The 22,801-nt window shown below is 70.6% G+C and carries 21 protein-coding genes; 16 read left to right on the forward strand and 5 right to left on the reverse strand.

The window, feature by feature from the left end; translation table 11 throughout:
* Positions 1–11: 11 nt before the first annotated feature.
* The gene (locus JJQ90_RS17155; protein ID WP_216877460.1) at positions 12–1,178 is read right to left on the reverse strand and encodes a DUF2336 domain-containing protein; all 1,167 of its coding nucleotides are present in this window, start codon (positions 1,176–1,178) and stop codon (positions 12–14) included.
* The gene (locus JJQ90_RS17160) at positions 1,175–2,500 is read right to left on the reverse strand and encodes a GGDEF domain-containing protein (RefSeq protein WP_216877461.1); all 1,326 of its coding nucleotides are present in this window, start codon (positions 2,498–2,500) and stop codon (positions 1,175–1,177) included. The genes JJQ90_RS17155 and JJQ90_RS17160 overlap by 4 nt, the downstream gene beginning before the upstream one ends.
* A gap of 156 nt (positions 2,501–2,656) precedes the next feature.
* On the opposite strand from JJQ90_RS17160, the gene dapD reads away from it, so the two are divergent.
* The 4 genes from dapD (at position 2,657) to JJQ90_RS17180 (ending at position 6,293) form a co-directional block, all read left to right on the forward strand.
* Positions 2,657–3,487 (forward strand): 2,3,4,5-tetrahydropyridine-2,6-dicarboxylate N-succinyltransferase, encoded by an 831-nt coding sequence (gene dapD / locus JJQ90_RS17165; protein WP_216877462.1) that lies wholly within the window; start codon positions 2,657–2,659, stop codon positions 3,485–3,487.
* A gap of 7 nt (positions 3,488–3,494) precedes the next feature.
* A complete protein-coding gene (gene dapE / locus JJQ90_RS17170; protein WP_329959465.1) occupies positions 3,495–4,628 on the forward strand; it encodes a succinyl-diaminopimelate desuccinylase in 1,134 nt (377 codons plus the stop codon).
* 107 nt (positions 4,629–4,735) lie between these two features.
* The gene (locus JJQ90_RS17175) at positions 4,736–5,227 is read left to right on the forward strand and encodes a hypothetical protein (RefSeq protein ID WP_216877464.1); all 492 of its coding nucleotides are present in this window, start codon (positions 4,736–4,738) and stop codon (positions 5,225–5,227) included.
* A gap of 19 nt (positions 5,228–5,246) precedes the next feature.
* The gene (locus tag JJQ90_RS17180) at positions 5,247–6,293 is read left to right on the forward strand and encodes an Ldh family oxidoreductase (RefSeq protein WP_216877465.1); all 1,047 of its coding nucleotides are present in this window, start codon (positions 5,247–5,249) and stop codon (positions 6,291–6,293) included.
* Positions 6,294–6,444: 151 nt separating this feature from the next.
* On the opposite strand, the gene JJQ90_RS17185 is transcribed toward JJQ90_RS17180, so the two are convergent.
* Complete coding sequence (locus JJQ90_RS17185; RefSeq protein WP_216877466.1) at positions 6,445–7,608, reverse strand: multidrug effflux MFS transporter; 1,164 nt, start codon at positions 7,606–7,608, stop codon at positions 6,445–6,447.
* Positions 7,609–7,690: 82 nt separating this feature from the next.
* Entirely contained in the window at positions 7,691–8,311 is a 621-nt protein-coding gene (locus tag JJQ90_RS17190) for a GAF domain-containing protein (RefSeq protein ID WP_216877467.1), read from the reverse strand.
* A 242-nt stretch (positions 8,312–8,553) separates the two neighbouring features.
* Between JJQ90_RS17190 and JJQ90_RS17195 the strand changes: the two genes are divergently transcribed.
* The 5 genes from JJQ90_RS17195 (at position 8,554) to JJQ90_RS17215 (ending at position 13,302) form a co-directional block, all read left to right on the forward strand.
* On the forward strand, positions 8,554–9,330 hold the full coding sequence (locus JJQ90_RS17195; RefSeq protein WP_329959466.1) for an ABC transporter ATP-binding protein: 777 nt from the start codon (positions 8,554–8,556) through the stop codon (positions 9,328–9,330).
* Positions 9,323–10,030 carry an ABC transporter ATP-binding protein gene (locus JJQ90_RS17200; protein WP_230410764.1) on the forward strand — a complete coding sequence of 236 codons (708 nt, stop codon included), beginning with the start codon at positions 9,323–9,325 and terminating at the stop codon, positions 10,028–10,030. Before JJQ90_RS17195 ends, JJQ90_RS17200 begins: the two co-directional genes overlap by 8 nt.
* 40 nt (positions 10,031–10,070) lie before the next feature.
* On the forward strand, positions 10,071–11,315 hold the full coding sequence (locus JJQ90_RS17205) for an ABC transporter substrate-binding protein (RefSeq protein ID WP_216877469.1): 1,245 nt from the start codon (positions 10,071–10,073) through the stop codon (positions 11,313–11,315).
* A gap of 106 nt (positions 11,316–11,421) precedes the next feature.
* Positions 11,422–12,309, forward strand: a complete 888-nt coding sequence (locus JJQ90_RS17210; protein WP_457851888.1) for a branched-chain amino acid ABC transporter permease — start codon at positions 11,422–11,424, stop codon at positions 12,307–12,309.
* Positions 12,310–12,312: 3 nt separating this feature from the next.
* Positions 12,313–13,302 (forward strand): branched-chain amino acid ABC transporter permease, encoded by a 990-nt coding sequence (locus JJQ90_RS17215; protein ID WP_216877470.1) that lies wholly within the window; start codon positions 12,313–12,315, stop codon positions 13,300–13,302.
* A gap of 124 nt (positions 13,303–13,426) precedes the next feature.
* Here JJQ90_RS17215 and JJQ90_RS17220 read toward each other — a convergent pair whose 3' ends face one another.
* Entirely contained in the window at positions 13,427–14,215 is a 789-nt protein-coding gene (locus JJQ90_RS17220) for a hypothetical protein (RefSeq protein ID WP_216877471.1), read from the reverse strand.
* Positions 14,216–14,489: 274 nt separating this feature from the next.
* On the opposite strand from JJQ90_RS17220, the gene JJQ90_RS17225 reads away from it, so the two are divergent.
* The 7 genes from JJQ90_RS17225 to JJQ90_RS17255 all read left to right on the forward strand — a co-directional run bounded on the left by JJQ90_RS17225 (position 14,490) and on the right by JJQ90_RS17255 (position 22,793).
* Positions 14,490–16,460: a methyl-accepting chemotaxis protein gene (locus tag JJQ90_RS17225; protein WP_216877472.1), complete on the forward strand. Its 1,971-nt coding sequence runs from the start codon at positions 14,490–14,492 to the stop codon at positions 16,458–16,460.
* 122 nt (positions 16,461–16,582) lie between these two features.
* Positions 16,583–17,284, forward strand: coding sequence for a DUF1028 domain-containing protein (locus JJQ90_RS17230; RefSeq protein WP_216877473.1), 702 nt, complete (start codon positions 16,583–16,585; stop codon positions 17,282–17,284).
* Positions 17,281–18,267 (forward strand): ABC transporter ATP-binding protein, encoded by a 987-nt coding sequence (locus JJQ90_RS17235; RefSeq protein WP_216877474.1) that lies wholly within the window; start codon positions 17,281–17,283, stop codon positions 18,265–18,267. Before JJQ90_RS17230 ends, JJQ90_RS17235 begins: the two co-directional genes overlap by 4 nt.
* On the forward strand, positions 18,264–19,322 hold the full coding sequence (locus JJQ90_RS17240; RefSeq protein WP_216877475.1) for an ABC transporter ATP-binding protein: 1,059 nt from the start codon (positions 18,264–18,266) through the stop codon (positions 19,320–19,322). The genes JJQ90_RS17235 and JJQ90_RS17240 overlap by 4 nt, the downstream gene beginning before the upstream one ends.
* A complete protein-coding gene (locus JJQ90_RS17245) occupies positions 19,319–20,833 on the forward strand; it encodes an ABC transporter substrate-binding protein (protein ID WP_216877476.1) in 1,515 nt (504 codons plus the stop codon). The genes JJQ90_RS17240 and JJQ90_RS17245 overlap by 4 nt, the downstream gene beginning before the upstream one ends.
* Positions 20,834–20,967: 134 nt before the next feature.
* Positions 20,968–21,915, forward strand: a complete 948-nt coding sequence (locus tag JJQ90_RS17250; protein WP_216877477.1) for an ABC transporter permease — start codon at positions 20,968–20,970, stop codon at positions 21,913–21,915.
* Positions 21,912–22,793 carry an ABC transporter permease gene (locus JJQ90_RS17255; protein ID WP_216877479.1) on the forward strand — a complete coding sequence of 294 codons (882 nt, stop codon included), beginning with the start codon at positions 21,912–21,914 and terminating at the stop codon, positions 22,791–22,793. The genes JJQ90_RS17250 and JJQ90_RS17255 overlap by 4 nt, the downstream gene beginning before the upstream one ends.
* Positions 22,794–22,801: the final 8 nt, after the last annotated feature.

A 22,801-nucleotide genomic window follows, 5' to 3' on the forward strand; every position in this document is an offset into this window, starting at 1 on the left:
GCCGAGCCTCCTCAGGCCGGCAGCCCCTCCAGCAATTCCGCCTGCCATTGCAATTCGGCCTCCCCCAGCGCCCAGCTTCCCTCGGCGGTGGGGTGCACCACCTCGGCCGGCGCCAGGCCACCGAGCGCGATCTGCACCTCCGCCGCCAGCCGCGCCGACCAGCCGGCGCTGTGGCACAGGCCGGCGATGGCGCGGCCGCTGCGCAGTGCCAGCGCCGCCTCCACACGCGCCTCCGTCACCCCCGCCGCCTCCGCCAGGCGCAGCAGCAGCAGGTCGCGGTCGCCGGCCGCGGCGGCGGCGAAGAGCGAATCCTCCCCCGGCTCCGCCGCATCATCCTGCGCGGCGAGCTGCGCGGCGACCCGGCCACGCAGGCTGTCGGCCAGCCCCTCCGGCAGGTCGGTGCGCGCGGCGAGCACGCCCAGCAGGTGGTCCGTCACGATCTCCCCCAGCGCGCGGGCGGCGCGGGGGGGCAGTTGCGCCCGGCGCACCAGGGCCGCCTGCCAGCTCGGCTGGTTGCCGGCGCCGGCCACCAGCCGGTCCAGCGTCGCCTCCCGGATCGCGGCGGAGGAATTGGCCAGCAGGGCGCTGACGGCGGAGGTATCCGTGGTCTGGGCGATGGCGTCGGAGACGTTTTCCGTCAGCGCCGGGCGGCGCGCGACGGCGCGGCGGGTGGCCGGTGCTGGCGGGTCGGCGATCAGCGCCAGCAGGTCCGCCTCGGTCAGCAGCGGCGACAGGCGGATCACCGGCTCCGCCACCGGCATGGCGGTGTCGCGCGCGAGCTGCAGGATCAGCTCCCGCGGCGCGTCCGGCATGTCGCGCACCACCTCGGCGATCGCCGCGCGCACCTCCACCGCCGTGTCCTGCACCAGCAGGGCGAGGGTGCCGGCGGAGAGCCGCATCATCCGGCTGCGGGCATTGGGGTCCAGCGTCGGCGCCAGGGTGGCGATGCGCCCGGCCAGCACGCGCCGCACCTCCGCATCCGCATCCGCCGCCAGCAGCCGGGCCACGGCCGGCGGCGTATGGGCATGGGCGGCCACGGCCTGTCGCACCGATGCCACCTTGTCGGCGGCCAGATAGGTCAGCAGTTCCGGCGATGTGCCGGGCAGGCGCGCCACGGCCGTACGCGCGGCCGGGTCGCCATGCCGGGCGGCATGAATCGCCTCGGGGGTGTCTGTCATCGACGGCGGTCCCCACGGGCCCGTTTCACCGCATACATGGCGGCATCTGCGCGGGCGAGCAGCGCCTCCACGGTCTCTCCCACCTCGGCGACGGCGATGCCGATGCTGGCGCGCAGCGCCGAGGGCCCCGCCTCCGGCCAGTCGGCCAGCGGGCCGGGCTCGCCGAGATCGGCCATGCGATAGGCCGCCTCGGCCGCCGAGCTGCCATGCAGCCAGAGGCAGAATTCGTCGCCGCCCAGCCGCGCCGCCAGGTCGCGCTCACTGGCCGCGCCGCGCAGCCGGGCGGCCATGCCGCGCAGCGCCGCATCGCCCACCTCATGGCCGAACTTGTCGTTCAGCGGCTTCAGCCCGTCCAGGTCGATGAAGACCAGCGCGCCGCCGGCCACCACCTGCCGGGTCAGGGCGCTGGTGAAGCCGCGCCGGTTCAGCAGGCCGGTCAGCCCGTCGCCATGCGCAGCATCGGCCAGCGCGCGCTGGCGCAGCAGCTCGGCCCGCAGCGCCGCCATCGGCAGGGCGAGGGCCGCCAGCAGGTCGCGGTCGTCCGAATCGAGCACCGGCTGGTCCGGCCGGCGCCAGACCAGCAGGCAGGGGCCTGCCTCGGTCGGTGCCATGGCGAGATGCTGGGCGGCGACGCTGGTGCCGGGCGGGGGCAGGTGCGCCAAGGGCGGGTGGTCCTTCGTCACATGCGCCACGCGCCAGGTGCCGCCCTCCGGCTCCAGCAGCGCGGCGCCGTCGCAGGACAGGGCGGCGGGCAGGGCGGTCAGCATCGCCTCCAGCGCCGCCTCGGCGCCGCCCTGGCGCTGGCCGAGGCGCAGCAGGCGGCCGAGGGCATTGGCGCGGCGCAGCGCGCGCGCCGCCACCTCCCCCCGACGTTCCGCCGCGGTGACGTCGCGGCCCACACCACGCAGCCCGGCTTCCTGCGGCAGAAGGGTGAATTCCAGGCAGGCCTGGCTGCCATCGGCGCAGACCAGCCAGGCCTTGGCGTGGCGCTGCCGCTGCCGTGCGGCGAAGGTGCCGCGGCCGAACAGGCCCGGCCCGAAGGCACCCGGGCCGAAGGGGCCGGGGCCGGGGGTCGCCATCAACGCCGATGCCGGCTTGCCGAGCAGCGTCTCCGCCACATGGCCGAGCACCAGGTCGGGGGCCAGGAAGGTGAAGCGGCCCTGCGCATCCGTCTCGAACATCAGGTCGGCTGAAAGCAGCGCGAAGTCGCGCCACCGCGACCGGCTTTCGACCAGCGCGGCGGCCAGGGCGTTGTGGTCCGGGGCGTTCTGGTCCGGGCCGTTCTGGTCCGGTGAGACCTGATCCGGAGATTGGGGAGACATTCCATCCATGTGGGCAGCGTAATCAGACGCGGATGAAGGTGTGGTTAGCGCCGGAGATGAGGCACGCCGCGTTGACAGCGCGGAGGCGCCCTAGGCATGGTCCGACGGCACGCGCCGCGATGCGGCCCACCGCCGGAACAGCCAGGACATATGCAGATGACGACGCCCCTCCAGGCCCAGATCGAGGCACTCTGGGCCCGCCGGGACACGCTGAACGCGCAGACCCAGGGCGAGGACCGCCAGGCGGTCGAGACCGCGCTGGAGATGCTCGATTCGGGCAAGGCCCGCGTCGCGGAGAAGACCGCGGCGGGCTGGCAGGTGAACCAGTGGCTGAAGCAGGCGGTGCTGCTCTCCTTCCGCCTGAGCGACAGCGCGCCGATGGATGTGGGCCTTGGCGCCTATGACAAGGTGCCGCTGAAATTCGCCGACTGGGGCGCCAACCGCTTCAAGGAAGCCGGCTTCCGGGCCGTGCCGGGCGCCGTGGTGCGGCGTTCCGCCTATATCGCGCCGGGCGTGGTGCTGATGCCGTCCTTCGTGAACCTCGGCGCCTATGTCGACCAGAACACCATGGTGGACACCTGGGCGACGGTCGGGTCCTGCGCGCAGATCGGCAAGAACTGTCATATCTCCGGCGGCGCCGGCATCGGCGGGGTGCTGGAGCCGCTGCAGGCGAATCCGGTGGTGATCGAGGATGACTGCTTCGTCGGTGCCCGGTCCGAGGTGGCGGAAGGCGTGATCGTGGAGACCGGCAGCGTGCTGTCCATGGGCGTCTTCCTCGGCGCCTCCACCAAGATCATCGACCGCGCGACGGGCGAGGTCTTCATGGGCCGCGTGCCGGCCTATTCCGTGGTGGTGCCGGGCAGCCTGCCGGGCAAGCCGCTGCCGGATGGCTCGCCGGGGCCGAGCCTGTATTGCGCCGTGATCGTGAAGCGGGTGGATGCGCAGACCCGCTCGAAGACCTCGATCAACGAATTGCTGCGGGATTGATCGCCGGGTGAGGAACGACACGCCGGACCCGGTTCCGCTCGCCCAGGCGCTGATCCGCTGCCGCAGCGTCACCCCCGCCGATGACGGGGCGATGGCGGTGCTGGAAGCGGTGCTGGCGCCGCTCGGCTTCGCCTGCCACCGGCTGCGCTTCGGGGAGGTGGAGAATCTTTTTGCCGTTCGCGGCGAAAGCGGGCCGCATCTGATGTTCGCCGGCCACACCGATGTGGTGCCGCCGGGCGACGCTGGCTGGACCGCCGACCCTTTCGGCGGGGAGGTGCGGGACGGCCTTCTGTATGGTCGCGGCGCCACGGACATGAAGGGCGGCGTCGCCGCCTGGATCACGGCGCTGCAGGACGTGCTGGCTCGGCGGCCTGACCTGCCCGGCACGCTCTCGCTCCTCATCACCGGCGACGAGGAAGGCCCGGCCATCGACGGCACCACCAAGGTGCTGGACTGGCTGGTGGAACAGTCGAAGATTCCGGATTGCTGCGTGGTGGGGGAGCCGACCAGCAAGGTGGTGCTGGGCGACACCATCAAGGTGGGCCGGCGCGGCAGCCTGAATGCGACGCTGACCGTCCACGGCACCCAGGGCCACAGCGCCTATCCGCAGCGCGCCGACAACCCTGTGCACCGCCTGGTCCGCGTGCTGGCGTCCCTGACGGCGGAGCCGCTGGACCAGGGCAGCGAATTCTTCGAGCCGACGACCCTTCAGGTCACAAGTTTCGATGTCGGCAATGCCGCCACCAACGTCATCCCGGCGATGGCGGTGGCGCGGCTGAACATCCGCTTCAACGACCTGCATACGGAGGCCAGCCTGACCGCGCATCTGCGCGCCGCGCTGGAAGGCGAGGCGCCGCGCCACGGGCTGGCGATTTCCTGCTCCGGCGAATCCTTCCTGACCCAGCCCGGCCCCTTCGTCGCCGCGCTGCAGGGCGCGGTGCGGGCGGAGACGGGGCAGGAGCCGAAGCTGGATACCGGCGGCGGCACCTCCGACGCCCGCTTCATCGCGCGGTATTGCCCGGTGGCGGAACTCGGCGCGGTGGGCGCCACCATGCACCAGGCCGATGAGTCGACGCCGGTGGCGGAGCTGCGCGCCCTGGCCCGGCTCTATGCCCGGGTGATCGAGGAGATCGTCGGCTGAGCGGCACCCCCAACCCGCCGGCCGAGCCGCCCCTGCGCCTGGCGATCACCGCCGGTCTGATCGGCGCGCTGCTGCTGGCGCGCGGCCAGGCGGCGGGGCTGGCGCTGATGGAGACCACCACGGCCGGCGCGCGGCGGTCCTTCGCCGCGGCGCTGATCTGCCTGCCGGCCTTCCTGGCGCTGCGCTTCTTCGCCTGGGCCAGCCTGGAGGAGCCGACACTGGCGATCGGCCGGCCGCTGGTGGCGGAGCTGACCGGCTATGTCTATGGCTGGTCGCTGTTCGTCCTGGTCAGCCTGCCGGTGATCGCCGGCTGGGGCCGCGCCGCGCTGTGGCCGCGCTTCGTGGTGGCCTGGAACTGGATCAGCGTGGTGCAGTACCTGGCGCAGATCCTGCTCTCGGTACTGCTGGTCATCGGCCTGCCGCCCATCATCGGCCAGGGGCTGACGCTGGCGGTGGTGGGCTATTCGCTCTGGCTGGAATGGTTCATGGCGCGCGCGGCGCTGGGCATTTCCGGCGGGCGGGCGGTGGGGCTGGTGGTGATGGACCTGGCGCTCGGCCTGTTCATCGCGGGCTTCGTGCTGCGGCTCTCGACGGGCTGACAAGAAAAGGGAGACGGGAATGGGGACGCGCTACGAGGTGGCGGAGCTTCTGCGCTTCGCGACGGCGGCCTGCGCCGCAGCCGGGCTCGATCCGGAAAAGGCCCGCGCGGTGGCGGAGGTGCTGGTCGAGGGCGACCTCATGGGCCACGACACGCACGGGCTGGCGCTGCTGACGCCCTATCTCGATGCGCTGCTCTCGGGCGACATGCGCGCGAGCGGGGAGCCGGAGGTGGTCTCCGCCACCTCCGTCGCCGAGACCTGGGATGGCCGCAAGCTGCCCGGCCCCTGGCTGGTGCGGCGCGCCATCGGCAAGGCGGAGGCAGCCTCCGCCGCGCAGGGCATCGGCGTGGTCAGCATCGGCCGCTGCCACCATATCGGCTGCCTCGCCGCCTATGGCCCGCCGGTCGCCGCCGCCGGGCGGATGCTGCTGCTGACCTGTTCGGACCCGGCCACGGGTTCGGTCGCGCCCTGGGGCGGGACGCGGCGCATCTACACACCGAACCCGCTGGCCGCCGCCTGGCCGACGCCCGATGGGCCGGTGCTGATCGACGTGTCGATGTCCGTCACCACCAATGGCATGACCGGCCGCAAGCGGGCCGAGGGCAAGCTGTTCGACCACAAGGTGCTGCTGGATGCGGAGGGGACGCCGACGCGCGACCCCAATGCCTTCTGGGCCGATGGCACGCTGATGCCGCTCGGCGGGGTGGAGGCCGGGCATAAGGGCTTCGCCCTCGGCCTGCTGATCGAGGTGCTGACCAGCGCACTCGCCGGCCATGGCCGCGCCGATCGGCCTTCCGGCTGGGGTGCCTCCGTATTGGTGATGGTGATCGACCCGGCCCGCTTCGGCGGCACCGCGGCCTTCCTGCGGGAGACGGGGTGGATGGCCGATGCCGTCCATGCCAACCCGCCGAAGCCGGGCGGCGAGGCGCCGCGCCTGCCGGGCGAACGCGCCATGGCCCGCAAGGCCCGGGCGATGGCGGAGGGCGTGGCGCTGCACCCGGCCATTCCGCCGGCGCTGGTTAAGCTGGCGCAGCGCTTCGAACTGGCGCCGCCAGCGGCGGGCTGACGACGCCTATTCGTCCTGACCTGCGGCCGGCGACGCCGGCCGAGCGGCCGAATGGCCGCCGCGCCCAGTGGCGCGCAGCCAGGCGGCCGGAGGCCGCGCCCGTCACGCCTTTGGCGTGCCTGCGGCACGCCTGACGGCAAGGGCCAATCCTTCAGCCGCGCGGACGCAGCCTGTCCGCCACCACGGCCACCACCACGCCGGCCAGCATCAGCGCCGCCATCGGCCGCGCCGTGTCCTCGGTCAGCGCACCGACCAGCCCGGCACCCAGCGCGGCCAGGGCGAATTGCAGCGTGCCCAGCAGGGCGGAGGCGCTGCCCGCCCGCACGCCATGCCGCGCCAGCGCGCCGACGGCGGAATTGGGAAAGACCAGCCCGGTGCAGGCCAGCGTCACGCAGGCCGGCAGGTACAGGCCGAGGAAGCCGCCCGTCCCGGTGAAGGCGAAGAAGGTCAGCAGCGCCACCGCCAGCAGGCACACCGTCAGCGCCAGCCGCGGCACATGGCTGCCGATCCGGCCGAGCAGCCAGGGGTTCAGCTGCGTCATGCCGATGAAGCCGGTGGCGCTGAGGGCGAACAGCAGGCCGAACTCCGCCGGTGCGATGCCGTATTGCGCGATATAGACCTCCGGCGCGCCGGCAATGAAGGCGAAGACCAGGAACATGGTCGCCCCGCCCATCACCGCATTGGACAGGAAGCCGCGCTCCACCCCGATGCGGCCGAAATCGCCGATCAGCGCCAGCGGCGACCGGCGCAGCCGGCGCTCCGGTGGCAGCGTCTCCGGCAGCAGCCAGGCCGCCAGCAGGCAGGAGATCAGGCCGTAGCTGGCCGAGACCCAGAAGATGGCGCGCCAGCCGCCGCCCAGCAGCAGCACCCCGCCCAGCGTCGGCGCCAGGATCGGCGCCGCGCCCATCACCAGCATCAGCCGCGACATCAGCCGCGCCGCGTCCATCCCGGTGGCGAGGTCGCGCACCATGGCGCGCGGGATCACCGCGCTGGCGGCGCCACCGAAGGCCGCCAGGCAGCGCCAGGCGGAGAGTTGCAGCATATCCGCCGACAGGGCGCAGCCGATCGAGGCGACCGTATAGACCGCCGTGCCGATGATGAGCGGCCGGCGCCGCCCCAGCCGGTCCGCCAGCGTGCCCTGGACCAACTGGCCCACCGCCAGCCCGATGAACCAGGCGGAGAGGGTTGCCTGCACCCCGCCCCAGCCGGTGCCCAACTCCGCCTCGATGGCGGGGAAGGCGGGCAGGTACATGTCGGTGGAAAGCGGGCCGACGGCGGTGAGGAAGCCGAGCAGCAGGGGCAGCCAGCGGGGCATGGTCGTCCTGGGAAGGTTGCGTCCAGCCTTGCCCAGCCATGCCCCGCGACGCCACCCCGAATATGCGGGGGGCGGCCCTGCGTCAGCCAGGCTGATCGACACCTTCCCGGTTCACCTTGAAGGCATTGGGCGGCGGGTAGGTGGCGGCCAGCCAGGCCGGCCCGCCATGGGCGATCCAGGCGCCAGCCGCGACCTGCGCGCAGGCAACGAGGATGGCGAGGTCCACCGGCCGCATCGCATGCCGCGCCTGGGCGGCCATGATGAGCATGCCATGGAAATCGCCCTGCCAGAGGATGGGCGCGAAGATGGTGGAGCCCATGCGCGAGGTCTTCAGGTATTGCCGGAAGCCGTCATGCTCGTCCGTGTTTTCCAGCAGCAGCTTGCGGCGGCTGGCATGGACACGGCCCGGATGGCCGCCATCGATCGGCACCAGCAGCCGTTCCTGGTCTGGCGGGAAGCCGATGCTGCCCACCAGCATATGGTACTGCCGGTCGGGCGTGACGAAGAAGCTGCCGGCGATGAAGTAGTCGCGCTCGCCGGGCTTCAGCGCGCCGGGGCGCGCATGCGCCTCGCGGTCGCCGAGCAGGTCGAAGCAGCCCTGCGCCAGCGCGCGGATGGCTTCCTCCGGCCCTGCTGCTGCCAGGGCGGCGGCGCCGGCGGTCTCGATCATGGCGAGGCCCTTGCAGACGATATCGCTGCCCATTCATCCGGCTCCTTGAATTTGTCCGGACAAATCTTCGGGCCTGGTTCGCGGGCCTGTCAAGCAGGGGGGGGCGGACCTGGCTGCGACAGGCCGTCGGACCTTCCAACAGATTGATCCGTTTACCCGCTTGCGCAGCGCACTCGCAGCATCAACAATGCAGCAGAAGCGCATCGGCCATGCGTCTGGATTGCAACGGCGATTCGGGCGGAGGCGCTGCAACAAACAATTGGGGGCGTCCACGAGTGGTCGATACGATCCTCGAGACCGAGGGGCTGACGAAGGAGTTCCGTGGCTTTGCCGCGGTCAGCGATGTGCGTCTGCAGGTGCGGCGCGGCAGCATCCATGGGCTGATCGGCCCGAACGGGGCTGGCAAGACCACCTGCTTCAACCTGCTGACAAAGTTCCTGCCGCCCACCCGCGGCGTCATCCGCTATGACGGTCGCGACATCACGGGCATGAAGCCGGCGGAGGTGGCGCGGCTGGGGCTGGTGCGGTCCTTCCAGATCTCCGCGGTCTTCCCGAACCTGACGGTGCTGGAGAATGTGCGGCTGGCGCTTCAGCGCCAGCGCGGCGGGTCCTTCGATTTCTGGCGCGGCGAGAACCTGCTGCGGCAATATGACGACCGCGCCCTGGAATTGCTGGAGGATGTGGGCCTGACCGGCTATGCGCGGCTGACCGCGGGGCAATTGCCCTATGGCCGCAAGCGGGCGCTGGAGATCGCCACGACGCTGGCGTTGGACCCGGTGATGCTGTTGCTGGACGAGCCCACGGCGGGCATGACGCATGAGGATGTTGACCGCATCGTCGCTTTGGTCAAGCGCGTCGCGGCCGGGCGCACCGTGCTGCTGGTGGAGCACAATCTGAAGGTGGTGGAAGGGCTGTGCGACACCATCACCGTGCTGACCCGCGGCCGTGTCCTGGCCCAGGGCGACTATGCCAGCGTCTCCCGCAATCCGGAGGTGCAGGCGGCCTATCTCGGCACCGATCCGACCATTGCCGGAGGCAGCCAGAATGTCTGATCGCGCGATGCTGGAAATCCGCGACCTGGAAGCCTGGTATGGCGAAAGCCATGTGCTGCATGGCGTCTCGCTCGACATCCATCCGGGGGAGGTGGTGACGCTGCTGGGCCGCAACGGCGCCGGCAAGACCTCCACCCTGCGTTCCATGATGGGGCTGGTCGGGCGGCGTTCGGGCAGCATCAGGTTCGAGGGGCGGGAGACGATTGGCCTGCGCTCCGACCTGATCGCCCGCACCGGCATCGCCTATTGCCCCGAGGAGCGCGGAATCTTCGCGAGTCTCGACGTCACCGAGAACCTGATGCTGCCGCCGGTCATCGCGCCGGGCGGGCTGGGGCTCGATGAGATCTACACGCTGTTCCCGAACCTGAAGGAACGCGCGCGCAGCCCGGGAACGAAACTTTCGGGCGGCGAACAGCAGATGCTGGCCATCGCCCGCATCCTGCGCACGGGCGCCCGGCTGCTGTTGCTGGATGAGCCTTCGGAGGGCCTCGCCCCGGTCATCGTGCAGCAGATCGGCGCCATGATCCGGGCGATCAAGCAGCGCGGCTTCACCGTGCTGCTGGTGGAGCAGAATTTCCGCTTCGCCCAGACCGTGGCGGACCGGCACTATGTGATGGAACACGGTCGCATCGTGGACATGGTGGCGAATCAGGACCTGACCGCCAGCCTCGACCGGCTGCACGAATACCTGGGCGTCTGAGAGCCCGGTGCCTGACGAACATTCTGGGGAGAATTCGAACATGACCATCAATCGCCGCACCCTGCTTGGCGCCGCCGCCGCCCTTCCGGCCCTCGGTGGGCTGCCTTTCCGCTCGGCCCGCGCCCAGGCCGCCAATACCATCCGCATCGGCGTGCTGAACGACCAGTCCGGCACCTATCGCGACCTGTCCGGCCCGGGCTCGACCCAGGCGGTGCAGCTCGCCGTGCAGGAATCCGGCATCGCCGCGAAGGGCGTGACGGTGGAGGTGGTGCAGGCCGACCACCAGAACCGCCCCGATGTCGGCTCCACCGTGGTGCGCCAGTGGATCGACCGCGACGGCATTGACGTGGTGGTCGATGTGCCCACCTCCTCCGTCGCGCTCGCCACCAACACGCTGGTGCGGGAGAAGAACAAGGTCTTCCTCAATTCCGGCGCCGCGACCTCCGACCTCACCGGCGCGCAGTGCTCGCCGAACACCGTGCATTGGACCTACGACACCTGGATGCTGGCGCAGTCGACCGGCGGCGCCATGGTGCGGGCCGGCGGCAAGTCCTGGTTCTTCATCACCGCCGACTACGCCTTCGGCCATGCGCTGGAACGCGACACCGGCAATTTCGTGAAGGCGCAGGGCGGCGAGGTGCTGGGCGCCGTCCGCACCCCCTTCCCGGGCACCACCGACTTCTCCTCCTACCTCCAGCAGGCGCAGCGGTCCCGTGCGCAGGTCATCGGCCTGGCCAATGCGGGCGGCGACACCATCAACTCCATCAAGCAGGCGGCCGAATTCCGCATCACCCGCGGCGGCCGCGTGAAGCTGGCGGGGCTGCTGGTCTTCATCACGGACGTCAACTCGCTCGGGCTTGAGGTGGCGCAGGGCCTGGTGCTGTCGGAGACCTTCTACTGGGATCTGAACGACAAGACCCGCGCCTTCACCCAGCGCCTCGGCGCCATGCCGGGCAATATCAAGCCGTCGATGGTGCAGGCGGGCTGCTACTCCTCCGTGCTGCATTACCTGAAGGCGGTGGGCGACATGGGGGTCGCGGCGGCCAAGGCCTCCGGCGCCGATGCGGTGGCGCGGATGAAGGCGATGCCGACCAGCGACGATGCGTTCGGGGAGGGCACCGTCCGCGCCGATGGCCGCAAGGTGCATCCCTGCTATCTGTTCGAGGTGAAGGCGCCGGGCGAGAGCCGTGGCGCCTGGGACTACTACAAGCTGCTCGGCACCACCGGCGCCGACCAGGCTTTCCGCCCGGTCGCCGATGGCGGCTGCGCCCTGGTCCGGAGCTGACCGAAAGCCCTCTCCCCCCACTCGGGGGGAGAGGGTTGGGTGAGGGGGGCTGGCGCCGCCCGATCCTTCCCGACCCCGCCTGGAACTTCACGAAGGCCCGCGCCCGGTGATCGAGAACCTGCTCTTCGAACTTGAGATGGCGGCCCCGCAGGTGATCCTCGGGCTGGTGAACGGCGCCTTCTACGCGCTGCTGTCGCTCGGGCTTGCCATCATCTTCGGCATGCTGAACGTCATCAACTTCGCCCATGGCGCGCAGTTCATGATGGGCGCCTTCGTCGCCTGGATGCTGCTGGCCTGGGCGGGCATTCCCTATTGGGGGGCGCTGGTGCTGGCGCCGCTGCTGGTGGGTGTCTTCGGCATGGCGGTGGAGCGCACGATGATCGCGCGGCTCTACAAGCTGGACCACCTCTACGGCCTGTTGCTGACCTTCGGGCTGGCGCTGATTATCGAGGGTGTGTTCCGCAACGGCTTCGGCTCCTCCGGCCTGCCTTACGCGCCGCCGCCGGAATTCGGGGCGCTCGATCTCGATTTCGATTTCCTGTTCCTGCCGGGCTACCGCGTCTGGGTGGTGATCGCCTCCGCCGCCATGTGCCTGCTGACCTGGCTGGTGATCGAGAAGACCAAGATCGGCGCCTATCTGCGTGCGGCGACCGAACGGCCGGAACTGGTGCAGGCCTTCGGCATCAATGTGCCGCGGATGATGACGCTGACCTACGGCGCGGGCGTGGCCCTGGCCGCCTTCGCCGGCGTGCTGGCGGCACCGATCTATTCGGTGAACCCTGCCATGGGCGCCAATTTCATCATCACCGTCTTCGCCGTGGTGGTGATCGGCGGCATGGGCTCCATCATGGGCTCCGTCGTCACCGGCTTCGCGCTGGGGCTGATCGAGGGCATGACGCGGGTCATCTACCCGGAGGCCTCCGCCACCGTGGTCTTCGTCATCATGGCGATCGTGCTGCTGACGCGGCCCGCCGGCCTGTTCGGGAGGGGCTGACCCATGGCCGATACCACCATCGCCGTTGCCGCGCCGCTGAGCGCGCATGAGGAAGCCGGCTTCCTCGGCTTCACCCGCGCCCAGGCGCTGGCCTTCGGGCTGCTGCTGGCCTTCGTGCTGGTCAGCCCCTTCTTCCTCTATCCCGTCTTCCTGATGAAGATCCTCTGCTTCGCGCTGTTCGCCTGCGCTTTCAACCTGCTGATCGGCTATGTCGGGCTGCTGTCCTTCGGCCATGCGGCCTTCTTCGGCATGGGCGGCTATGTGACCGCCCACGCGGCCAAGGTCTGGGGGCTGACGCCGGAACTCGCCATCCTTGCCGGCGGCGTGGTGGGCTGCGTGCTGGGGGTGGGTATCGGCTGGCTGGCGATCCGCCGCTCCGGCATCTACTTCGCCATGATCACCCTGGCCGCGGCGCAGATGGTCTATTTCTTCTGCCTTCAGGCGCCCTTCACCGGGGGTGAGGATGGCATCCAGCAGGTCCCGCGCGGGGCGCTGTTCGGCGTGATTCCGCTCGGTGCCGATTTCACCCTGTACTGGGTGGTGGCGGTGGTGTTCCTGGCCGGCTTCCTGCTGATCCACCGCATCGTCCATTCCCCCTTCGGCCAGGTGATGAAGGCGGTGCGGGAGAATGAGCCGCGCGCCACCTCCCTCGGCTACCGCACGGATGACTACAAGCTGATGGCCTTCGTGCTGTCCGGCACCCTTTCGGGCGTGGCCGGCGGCACCAAGGCGCTGGTCTTCGGCATCGCCACCCTGACCGATGTGAACTGGACCATGTCCGGGGAGGTGGTGCTGATGACCCTGGTGGGCGGCCTCGGCACCGTCTTCGGCCCGGTGGTCGGCGCCGCCGTCATCGTCACCATGCAGAACTACCTGGCGGAGTTCGGCGCCTGGGTCACGGTGATCCAGGGCGTCATCTTCGTCGCCTGCGTGCTGGCCTTCCGGCGCGGCGTGGTGGGCGAGATCGGCAACCTGCTGAAGGTCAGGCTCTGACCGGCAAGGCGGCTGCGATTGGCGCACGACCCGTCGGAACGGACGGGTCTCGTGCTTCGGAAGCATTTGAATCGAGAGCAAGACATCCGTACTGACCGAGTCAGTCGGTACGGGTGTCGCTCTATCAACGCATGATGATGATGGTCTCGATATCCGTGAAGGTCAGGGTCTCGGTTCCCACCATCAGGCTGCCGCTGAACGTAATCGGGTTTCCGTTGCCGTCGACCATGCCCCATTCGTCGCCGCCCCGATGCACCAGGGACGCGCCCTGGGGGCTGGTGAAATTGGTGATCGAGTACTGCCACATGGACAGCAGCAGCAGCGTGTCCCGGCCTTCGCCGCCATGGAAGGTGTCGTTGCCGTCGCCGGGCCTCCAGTGATAGTCGTCGTTGCCGCCGCCGCCGAAGGCGAGGTCCGCGGCGTGGTCCTGGTGCCCACCCATCAGCGTGTCGTCGCCACCGATGTGCGATTGCGTCTCCGTATCGCCGTAGAGCGTGTCCGCGCCATCGCCGCCATACAGCTTGTCCTGGCCGGGGGCGCCGTTATGGCCGACCTGGTCATGGCGGAAGACGATGCCGGAATTGACGCCGTCGCCGATCAGCACGTCGTCGCCGTCGCCGCCATCAACGAAGTCATTGCCGAGATTGGCGAAGATCGTGTCGTTGTTCGCTGTGAGCTCGATGGAATCATCCTCGTCACCGGCCTGGATGAAGACGGAGAACGGCACCGACCCGAGGCTGAACGATGCGGGATTGAGGATGAAGTAGGAGTCCGCCGGCCTGTCCGCCGGATTGGTGCCGATCAGGACATCGATGTTGGGGACGGTCACTTGAAGAAGGGACCCGCCGGAGACCTGCGAAAGGTCCTTCTCATCGATCGGCGTCGCCGCGGCGGGCTTGGTCGTGTCCGGCACGATTGTAACTCCATGTGTTGCGGGGACGATATCCCAGGGTGCGTGACGGCGGGAACAGGGGGGCAGCCTATTGCGCGGGAAGGTTCTCCCTTCGGCTGCCTGTTCGGCGCGATCCCGCCGGCGTTGGACTTCACCCTGTAGCGGGTCCGGGGCTTGATCCTCAGGACCGTATTGGCTGGCGAACTCGGCAACCGGCTGAAGGTGACGCTGCAGCTTCAGGCCCGTTTAATCGTTGCGGGGTAGCTTCGTTGATCCAATCCAGGGTCACGCCGGCATGCCGATCCGCCACCTTCTCGTCGCCATTCAACTCGCGCTCGCGCTCTGCGTCGGTGCGGCCTGCCTGCTCGGCTGGTCGGCGCTGCGCAGCAACCAGGCGGACCTGGACTATCTGAACCAGGCCGCCATCGCCCCGCTGATCGAGCTGAAGGCGATGTCGGACGCCTATGCGGTGGCGGTGGTCGATGCCAGCCACAAGGTCCGCAACGGCAACATGCAATGGGCGGAGGGGCTGGACAGCATCCGCACCGCCGAGGCCACCATAGCCGCCAGCCTCGCACGCCTCGACCGCGCGCCGCCGGATGCGGCGGGCTGGGCCGAGGTGCAGCGGCGCCGGCAGGCCGCCGATGCCACGGTGGCGGGCCTGTCGCAGGCGCTGCAGCGCCAGGACCGGGCGGCGCTGGACGATCTGGTGCGCAACGCCCTGTACCGCGACATCGACCCGCTGAGCGAGGCGATCGGCGGCCTGTCGGACCGCATCCTGGCGCGCACCGATGCGCGGCTGCAGGCCAGTGGCGCCCGCGCGCTGCGGCTGGGCCAGGAAATGGCGGGGCTCGCGGGCGCGGCGCTGCTGGTGGCGCTCGGCGCGCTGTGGCTGGTGCGCCGCCGCGTTGCGCGCCCGCTGCGCGCCCTGACCCGGGCGATGGCCGAGGTGGCGGAGGGGCGGCTGGACGGGGACCGCGCCGTCAGCCCGCGGCGCGACGAATTCGGCGCGATGGGGGAGGCGCTGGAGGTGCTGCGCGAACGCAGCGCGGAGACGGTGCGGCTGCGCGCCGAGCAGGAAACCGCGCGCGCCGCCGGGCAGCAGGCCCGCATCGCCGCGCTGCGCGCCATGGCCGAGGCGGTGGAGCAGAAGGCCGGCACGGCCAGCGAGGCGATGGCCGCGGGCCTCGGCCGCATGCGCGAGGCGGCCGCCGCGATGGGCGCGCAGGCCGCATCCTCGGGCGCCGCCGGCGCGCAGGTGGCGGAGGCCGCGCATCACGTGCTGGAGAATGCCGAATCCGGCGCCGCCGCGACCGAGCAGATGACCGCCAATATCCGCAGCATCACCGACCAGGTCGCCGCCGCGGCCGCCGCCACCGGCCGCGCGGTGGCGGAAACCGAGGCCGGCAGCCGCGCCATCACCGGGCTGCAGGAGGCGGTGGGCCGGATCGGCGCCGTCGCCCGGCTGATCGGCGATATCGCCGGCCAGACCAACCTGCTGGCCCTGAACGCCACCATCGAGGCGGCGCGCGCCGGCGAGGCCGGCAAGGGCTTTGCCGTGGTGGCAGGCGAGGTGAAGTCGCTGGCCAGCCAGACCGCCAGCAGCACGCAGGAAATCGCCCGCCACATCGCCGAGGTCGGCGCGGCGACGGAGGCCGCGGTGCTGGCGGTGCGCGCCACCCTCGGCACGATCGGCGAGCTGGACCAGATATCCACCTCCATCGCCGAGGCCATGGCGCAGCAGAACGAGGCGACGGGCGATATCGCCCGCACCGTGGTCGGCACCGCCGATGCCGCGCGGCAGATGACCGGGCGGCTGGCCGCCGTGACCGAGGCCGGGGAGGCCGTGGCCGTGCGCGCGGCGGCGCTGGGCGAGATGGCGGGGGAGGTGACCACCGGCCTGACCGGCCTGCGTCAGGCGATGGTGGCCACCGTGCGCGGCGCGGCGCCGGAGCTGGAGCGCCGCGGATCGCCGCGCCATGCCGTGCAGCTCGGCGCCACGCTGCGCCATGGCGGCGCGGTGCTGGCGGTGCGGGTCGAGGATGTCTCGATGGGCGGCGCGCGGCTGGCCAAGGGGCCGGCCTGGCCCGCCGCCCTGGCGCATGGGGCGGTGGTGGAGCTGGAGCTTCCCGGCATCGGCCGCCGCGCCGCGGAGGTCGTGGGCCTGGAGGATGGCGGCCTGCGCCTGCGCTTCCGGCCGCAGCGGCTGACGGAGGCGGAGGTCGCGGCGCTGGTCGCCCATGGATCGTCCCGGCGCGCGGCCTGAGCCGCTGATCTGCCGCGCTGGGCGGCAGGCTGGTCAGGCTTCGGGCAAAGCAGGCCAGGTTCTGGACAATCCGTCCAAAAGTCAGGCTTGCGCCGCCGGACCAGCCTGTCATGTAGCAAGGCATGACGTGGTCGATCCTTCTGCGCGATCCAACGACCGGGGAATTCGGCGTCGCGGTGGCCAGCCGCTTCCTGGCGGCCGGCGCCCTGTGCCCGCGTGTCGAGGGTGGCGTCGGCGCCGCCAGCACCCAGGCCCTGGTCAATCCCTTCCTGGTGCCGGATGCCCTGGCGCGGCTGCGGGCGGGGCAGGGACCGCGAGAGGCGTTGGCCGAGCTGGTCGCAGCCGATGCCGGGCAGGCGATGCGGCAGGTGCATCTGCTGGCCGCAGATGGCAGCAGCGCGCAGCATACCGGCACGGAATGCGTCGCCTGGTGCGGCCATCTTGCGGCGCCGGATGTGTCGACAGCCGGCAATATGCTGGCGGGGCCGGAGGTGCTGCGCGCCACGCTGGACGCGGCCCTGGCCAGCGCCGGACTGCCGATCGCCGAGCGCCTGCTGCTGGCGATGGAGGCCGGCGAGGCGGCGGGGGGCGACAGGCGCGGCCGGCAATCCGCGGCGATGCAGGTGGCCTCGGCCGATTCCTATCCGGATCTCGACCTGCGGGTGGATGACCACCCGGACCCGCTGGCGGAGCTGCGCCGGCTATACGTCGTCTGGCGCGGCTATCTGCGGCATTTCCGCCGTTTCCTGCCGGGGCGGGACCATCCCGGCGTCTTCGACCGCGACGTGATCCAGGCGGCGATTGCGAAAGCCCAGGCCGAATGAGCACGCCGGTCCTCGACCTTGCCCGCGTCACCGTCGAATTCCCCACCGATCGCGGCCGACTGCGGCCGGTGGATGGCGTTTCCTTCAGCGTCGAGGCCGGCAAGACGCTCGCCGTGGTCGGGGAGAGCGGCTGCGGCAAGTCGGTGACGGCGCTCGCCATCATGGGGCTGCTGCCGCAGGGCGGCGAGGTTGGCGGCGGCATCCGCCTGGGTGGCGAGGAACTGCTGGCGCTGACGCCGGACCAGCGCCGGGCGCGCCGGGGCGGCGAGATGGCTATGGTGTTCCAGGAACCCATGACCAGCCTGAACCCCGCCTTCACCGCCGGCGAACAGGTGGCGGAGGCGCTGCGCCTGCACCAGGGTCTGTCGCCTGACGCTGCCTTCGCCAAGGCCATCGAGATGTTCGCCCGCGTCCGCATCCCGGAACCCGAGCGCCGCGCCCGCAGCTACCCGCACCAGCTTTCGGGCGGCATGCGCCAGCGGGTGATGATCGCCATGGCCCTGGCATGCCGCCCGCGCCTGCTGATCGCGGACGAGCCGACCACGGCGCTGGACGTGACGGTGCAGGCGCAGATCCTGGCGCTGATCGACGAGATGAAGCGGGAGACGGGCACGGCGGTGGTCCTCATCACCCATGACCTCGGCGTTGTGCGCGACCATGCGGATGATGTGGTGGTGATGTATGCCGGCCGCGTCGCGGAGCGTGCCAGGGCTGCCGACCTCTTCGCCAATCCGCAGCACCCTTACACCATCGGCCTGCTCGGCGCCGTGCCGCGGCTGGAAGGCGGCGCCGCGCGGCTGGCCAGCATCGAGGGCACCGTGCCCGACCTGATGAACCCGCCGCCCGGCTGCCGCTTCGCGCCCCGCTGCCCCTTCGCCATCGCCAGATGCGCGGAACAGCCGCCGCTGGCGGAGGTTACGCCGGGCCATCAGGCGGCCTGCTGGCGCGCGCCGCTCGATACGCTGCTGGAGCAGGCGGCATGAGCGCGCCGCTGCTGGAGTTGCGCGATGTCGCGAAGGGTTTTCCGGTGCGCGATGCACTGGGCCGCCGGCGCGGCGCGGTGCGTGCGGTGGATGGCGTTTCGCTGATCGTGCCGAAGGGCAGCGTGCTCGCCATCGTCGGCGAAAGCGGCTGCGGCAAGTCGACGCTTGGCCGCCTGGCGCTGCGGCTGATCGAGGCGGATCAAGGGCAGATCCTGTTCGAGGGGGAGGACCTGCGTGGGCTCTCCGCCCGCGCCTTGCGGGCGCGGCGGCGGGACATGCAGCTCATCTTCCAGGACCCCTTTGCGAGTCTCGACCCGCGCATGACGGTGGAGCAGGCCGTGGCGGAACCGCTGCGGCTGCATGGAATCGTGCCGCGCGCGCAGGAGACGCAGCGGGTGGCGGAGCTGCTGTCCCGTGTCGGGCTGCGGCCGGAACTCGCGCGCCGCTGGCCGCATGAATTCTCGGGCGGCCAGCGGCAGCGCATCGCCATCGCCCGCGCGCTGGCCAGCCAGCCGAAGCTCATCATCGGGGACGAGCCGGTTTCGGCGCTGGATGTCTCGGTGCAGGCGCAGGTGGTGAACCTGCTTCAGGACCTGATCCGGGAGCTCGGCCTGACCTTCGTGCTGATCAGCCACGACCTCGGCGTGGTGCGCCACATCGCGGACCGCGTGGCGGTGATGTATCTCGGCCGCATCGTCGAGGAGGGGCCGACCGCCCAGGTCTTCGGCGCCCCGCGCCACCCCTATACCCGCGCATTGCTGGCGGCGGTCCCCGGGCAGGGGCATGCCAATGCCCCGCTGCTGGAAGGCGACATCCCCAGCCCGATCAACCCACCCTCCGGCTGCCGTTTTCGGACGCGCTGCCCCTATGCGCAGGCGCTCTGCGCGGAACAGGTGCCGCCGATGGAGGGCGCCGGCCATGTCGCCGCCTGCCATTTCCAGCAAAACCTGCCGCCCGCGCTCGTGGGGCAGGATGTCGATACCGGCGGCGAAAGACTGCGCCGCCTGCAGGCCTATTTCACCGACCAGACGCAAAGACAGGGAGAACTGGCATGATCCGCAAAACCCTCGCCATGGGGCTGGTGGCCCTCGCGGCCTTCGGCGCCGCGCCGGCCGCCGAGGCCCAGAACCTCCGCATCGCGCTGCGCGAGGACCCGGACATCCTCGACCCGTCCCTGTCGCGCACCTATGTCGGTCGCATCGTCTATATGGGCTTCTGCGACAAGCTGTTCGACATCAACGCGGCGCTGGAGCCCATCCCCCAGCTCGCCACCGGCTTCACCTGGGACGATGCCACCACCCTGACCATCCGGCTGCGCGAAGGCGTGCGCTTCCATGATGGGGAGATGATGGATGCGGAGGCGGTGCGCTATTCGCTGAACCGCCACCTGACCATCCAGGGCAGCTTCCGCCGGTCCGAGATGGGCAATGTCACTGCGATCGAGGTGGTCGATCCGCTGACCGTCCGCATCAAGCTCGGCGCGCCCAACGCCGCCTTCATGGCGACGCTGACCGACCGTGCCGGCATGATCCTGAGCCCCAAGGCCGCCGAGGCCGCCGGCCGCAACTTCGGCAACCGCCCCGTCTGCGCCGGCCCCATGCGCTTTGTCGAGCGGGTGGCGCAGGAGCGCATCGTGCTGGAGCGTTTCCCGGAATACTGGGACGCCGCCAATATCCACTTCAACCGCGTGACCTACCTGCCGATCCCGGACAACACCGTCCGCCTGGCGAACCTGCAATCCGGCGCGGTCGAGTTCGGGGAGCGGATGGAGCCGGACGACCTGCGCTCCATCCAGCGCAACCGCAATCTGCGCGGCGTGCCGGTGGATGAACTGGGCTACCAGGGCATCACCATCAACATCGGCAACGGCCCGCGCGCCAACACGCCGATGGGCCGCGATGCCCGCGTGCGCCACGCTTTTGAGCTCTCGCTGGATCGCGCGGCCATCAATCAGGTGGTCTATGAGGGCATGTACACGCCAACGCGCCAGCCGGTGCCGCCCGCCAGCAGCTTCCACGTCCGCAGCTTCCAGCCCGAGAACCGCGACGTGGCCCGCGCCCGCGCCCTGCTGCGCGATGCCGGCCACACCGCCCCGGTGCCCGTCGAGCTGACGGTCCCGAACAACCCGGACCTCCGCCAGGCCGGCGAGGTGATCCAGGCCATGGCGCGGGAGGCCGGCTTCGAGGTGACGCTACGCGCCTCCGAATTCGCCTCCGCACTCGCGGGTGCGGTGCGGGGCGAGTTCGAGACCTTCCTGCTCGGCTGGTCCGGCCGCACCGATCCGGACGGCAATATCTACGCCTTCATCCACAGCCGCGGCGGCCAGAATGACGGGCGCTATGCCAACCCGGCGGTGGATGCGCTGCTGGAGTCGGCGCGGACGGAGCAGGATGTGGCGAAGCGCCAGGACCTGTACCGCCAGGTGATGGAAACCGCGCTCGGCCAGGACCGCATGCGGATCTACCTGTGGCACCGCAAGAACGTGATGATCCATTCGGCCCGGCTGACCGGCTACCGCCCGATCGCCGATGGGATGGTGCGGCTGCAGGGCATGCGGCTGAACTGAACCGACAAACGCCCCAAGCCCCCCCTCACCCAACCCTCTCCCCCCGTCGGGGGGAGAGGGCTGCGCAGGCTTGGCGCGAAGCGCCTAGCCGAAGCGGGTGAGGGGGGCCACGCGCAGACCTGGGAGGCGGAACAATGTGGAACTGGCTTCTGAAACGCCTCGGCCAGGTCGTGCCGACGCTGGTGATCCTCTCCTTCCTGATCTTCGGGCTGCAACAGCTCATGCCCGGCGACCCGGCCATGATCCTGGCCGGGGAGGAGCGCGGCGACCCGCAGGTGCTGGCGCAGATCCGCGCGGAGCTGCGGCTGGACCAGCCGATCTGGTCGCAATACCTCTACTGGATCGGCAATGTCCTCCAGGGTGATTTCGGCTTTTCCTGGCGCATCCGCATGCCGGTTTCCGACCTGATCCTGGAGAAGCTGCCGGTCACGGCGCAGCTTGCCAGCATGGCCTTCATCATCGCGGTGCTGATCGGCGTGCCGCTCGGCATCCTGTCCGCGGTGAAGAAGGACACGGCCTGGGATTGGGCGGCGAATGGCATCGCGCTGTTCGGCATTTCGACGCCGAACTTCTGGCTCGGCATCATGATGATTCTTTTCTTCAGTGTGCAGCTCGGGTGGTTGCCGCCCTCCGGCTACGTGCCGCTGTGGGAGGATCCGGTGCAGTCGCTGGCGACGACGATCATGCCGGCCTTTGTGCTCGGCACAGGCGTCGCCTCCGTGCTGATGCGCCACACCCGGGCTGCGATGCTGACGGCGCTGAGCCAGGACTATGTCCGCACCGCCCGTGCCAAGGGGCTGACGGAGCGGGTGGTGGTGTGGAAGCACGCGCTGCGCAATGCGCTGATCCCGGTGGTCACGCTGGGCACCATCGAATTCGGCCGGCTGCTGGCCGGGGCGGTGCTGACCGAGCAGATCTTCACCATCCCCGGCTTCGGCAAGCTGGTGGTCGATGCGGTGTTCAACCGGGACTATCCGGTGGTGCAGGGCGTGGTGCTGGCCACCGCGCTGATCTTCGTGGCGCTCAGCCTGCTGGCGGATATTTTGTATATGGCGATCAATCCGAGGCTGCGTCAGGCATGAGTGCGACCGCAGCCCCTGTCGCAGTCGCGCGCGGCGAAAGCCCGTCGCGCCGCGCGCTGCGCCGCTTCATCCGCCATCGCCTGGCGCTGGCCGGCTTCCTGGTGGTGCTGACCTTCGTGCTGGTGGCGATCCTCGCCCCCTGGATCGCGCCCTACGACCCGATCGAGACCAGCTGGTCCCGCATCCGCCGCCCGCCTTCGGAGCTGTACTGGTTCGGCACGGATGAGAATGGCCGCGATGTGCTGTCCCGCGTCATCTGGGGCGCCCGGGCCTCGCTGATGGCGGGCGTGGTGTCCGTCATCGGCGCGGTGCTGATCGGCGTGCCGCTGGGGCTTCTGGCGGGGCTGGCGGGGGGCTGGGTGGATGCGCTGATTTCCCGCATCGCAGATGCCATGCTGTCGATCCCCTTCCTGATCCTGGCCATCGCGCTGGCGGCCTTCCTCGGCCCGGCGCTGGAGAATGCGATGCTGGCCATCGCCATCACCGCCAGCCCGGTCTTCGTGCGGCTGGCGCGCGGCATGGCGCTGGATGCGAAAAGCACGGATTGGGTGGAGGCGGCGCGCTCGCTCGGCAATCCGCCCTGGCGCACCGCCTTCGTCCATGTCCTGCCCAACATCATCCCGCCCTTGCTGGTGCAGTCCACCCTCTCGATCGCGGAGGCCATCATTGCCGAGGCCTCCCTCAGCTTCCTCGGCCTCGGCCAGCAGCCGCCCTCGCCGAGCTGGGGCTCCATGCTGAACAGCGCCCAGCGCTTCCTGGAGACGGCGCCCTGGCTGGCCATCGCGCCGGGGGCCGCGATCTTCGTGGTGGTGCTGGCCTTCAACCTGATGGGCGATGGCCTGCGGGACGCGCTGGACCCCCGCGCCGACAGGCGCTGAGGGTCTAG

Source organism: Falsiroseomonas oleicola (assembly GCF_019029495.1).
In the GTDB taxonomy this organism is placed as follows: Bacteria; Pseudomonadota; Alphaproteobacteria; order Acetobacterales; family Acetobacteraceae; genus Falsiroseomonas; species Falsiroseomonas oleicola.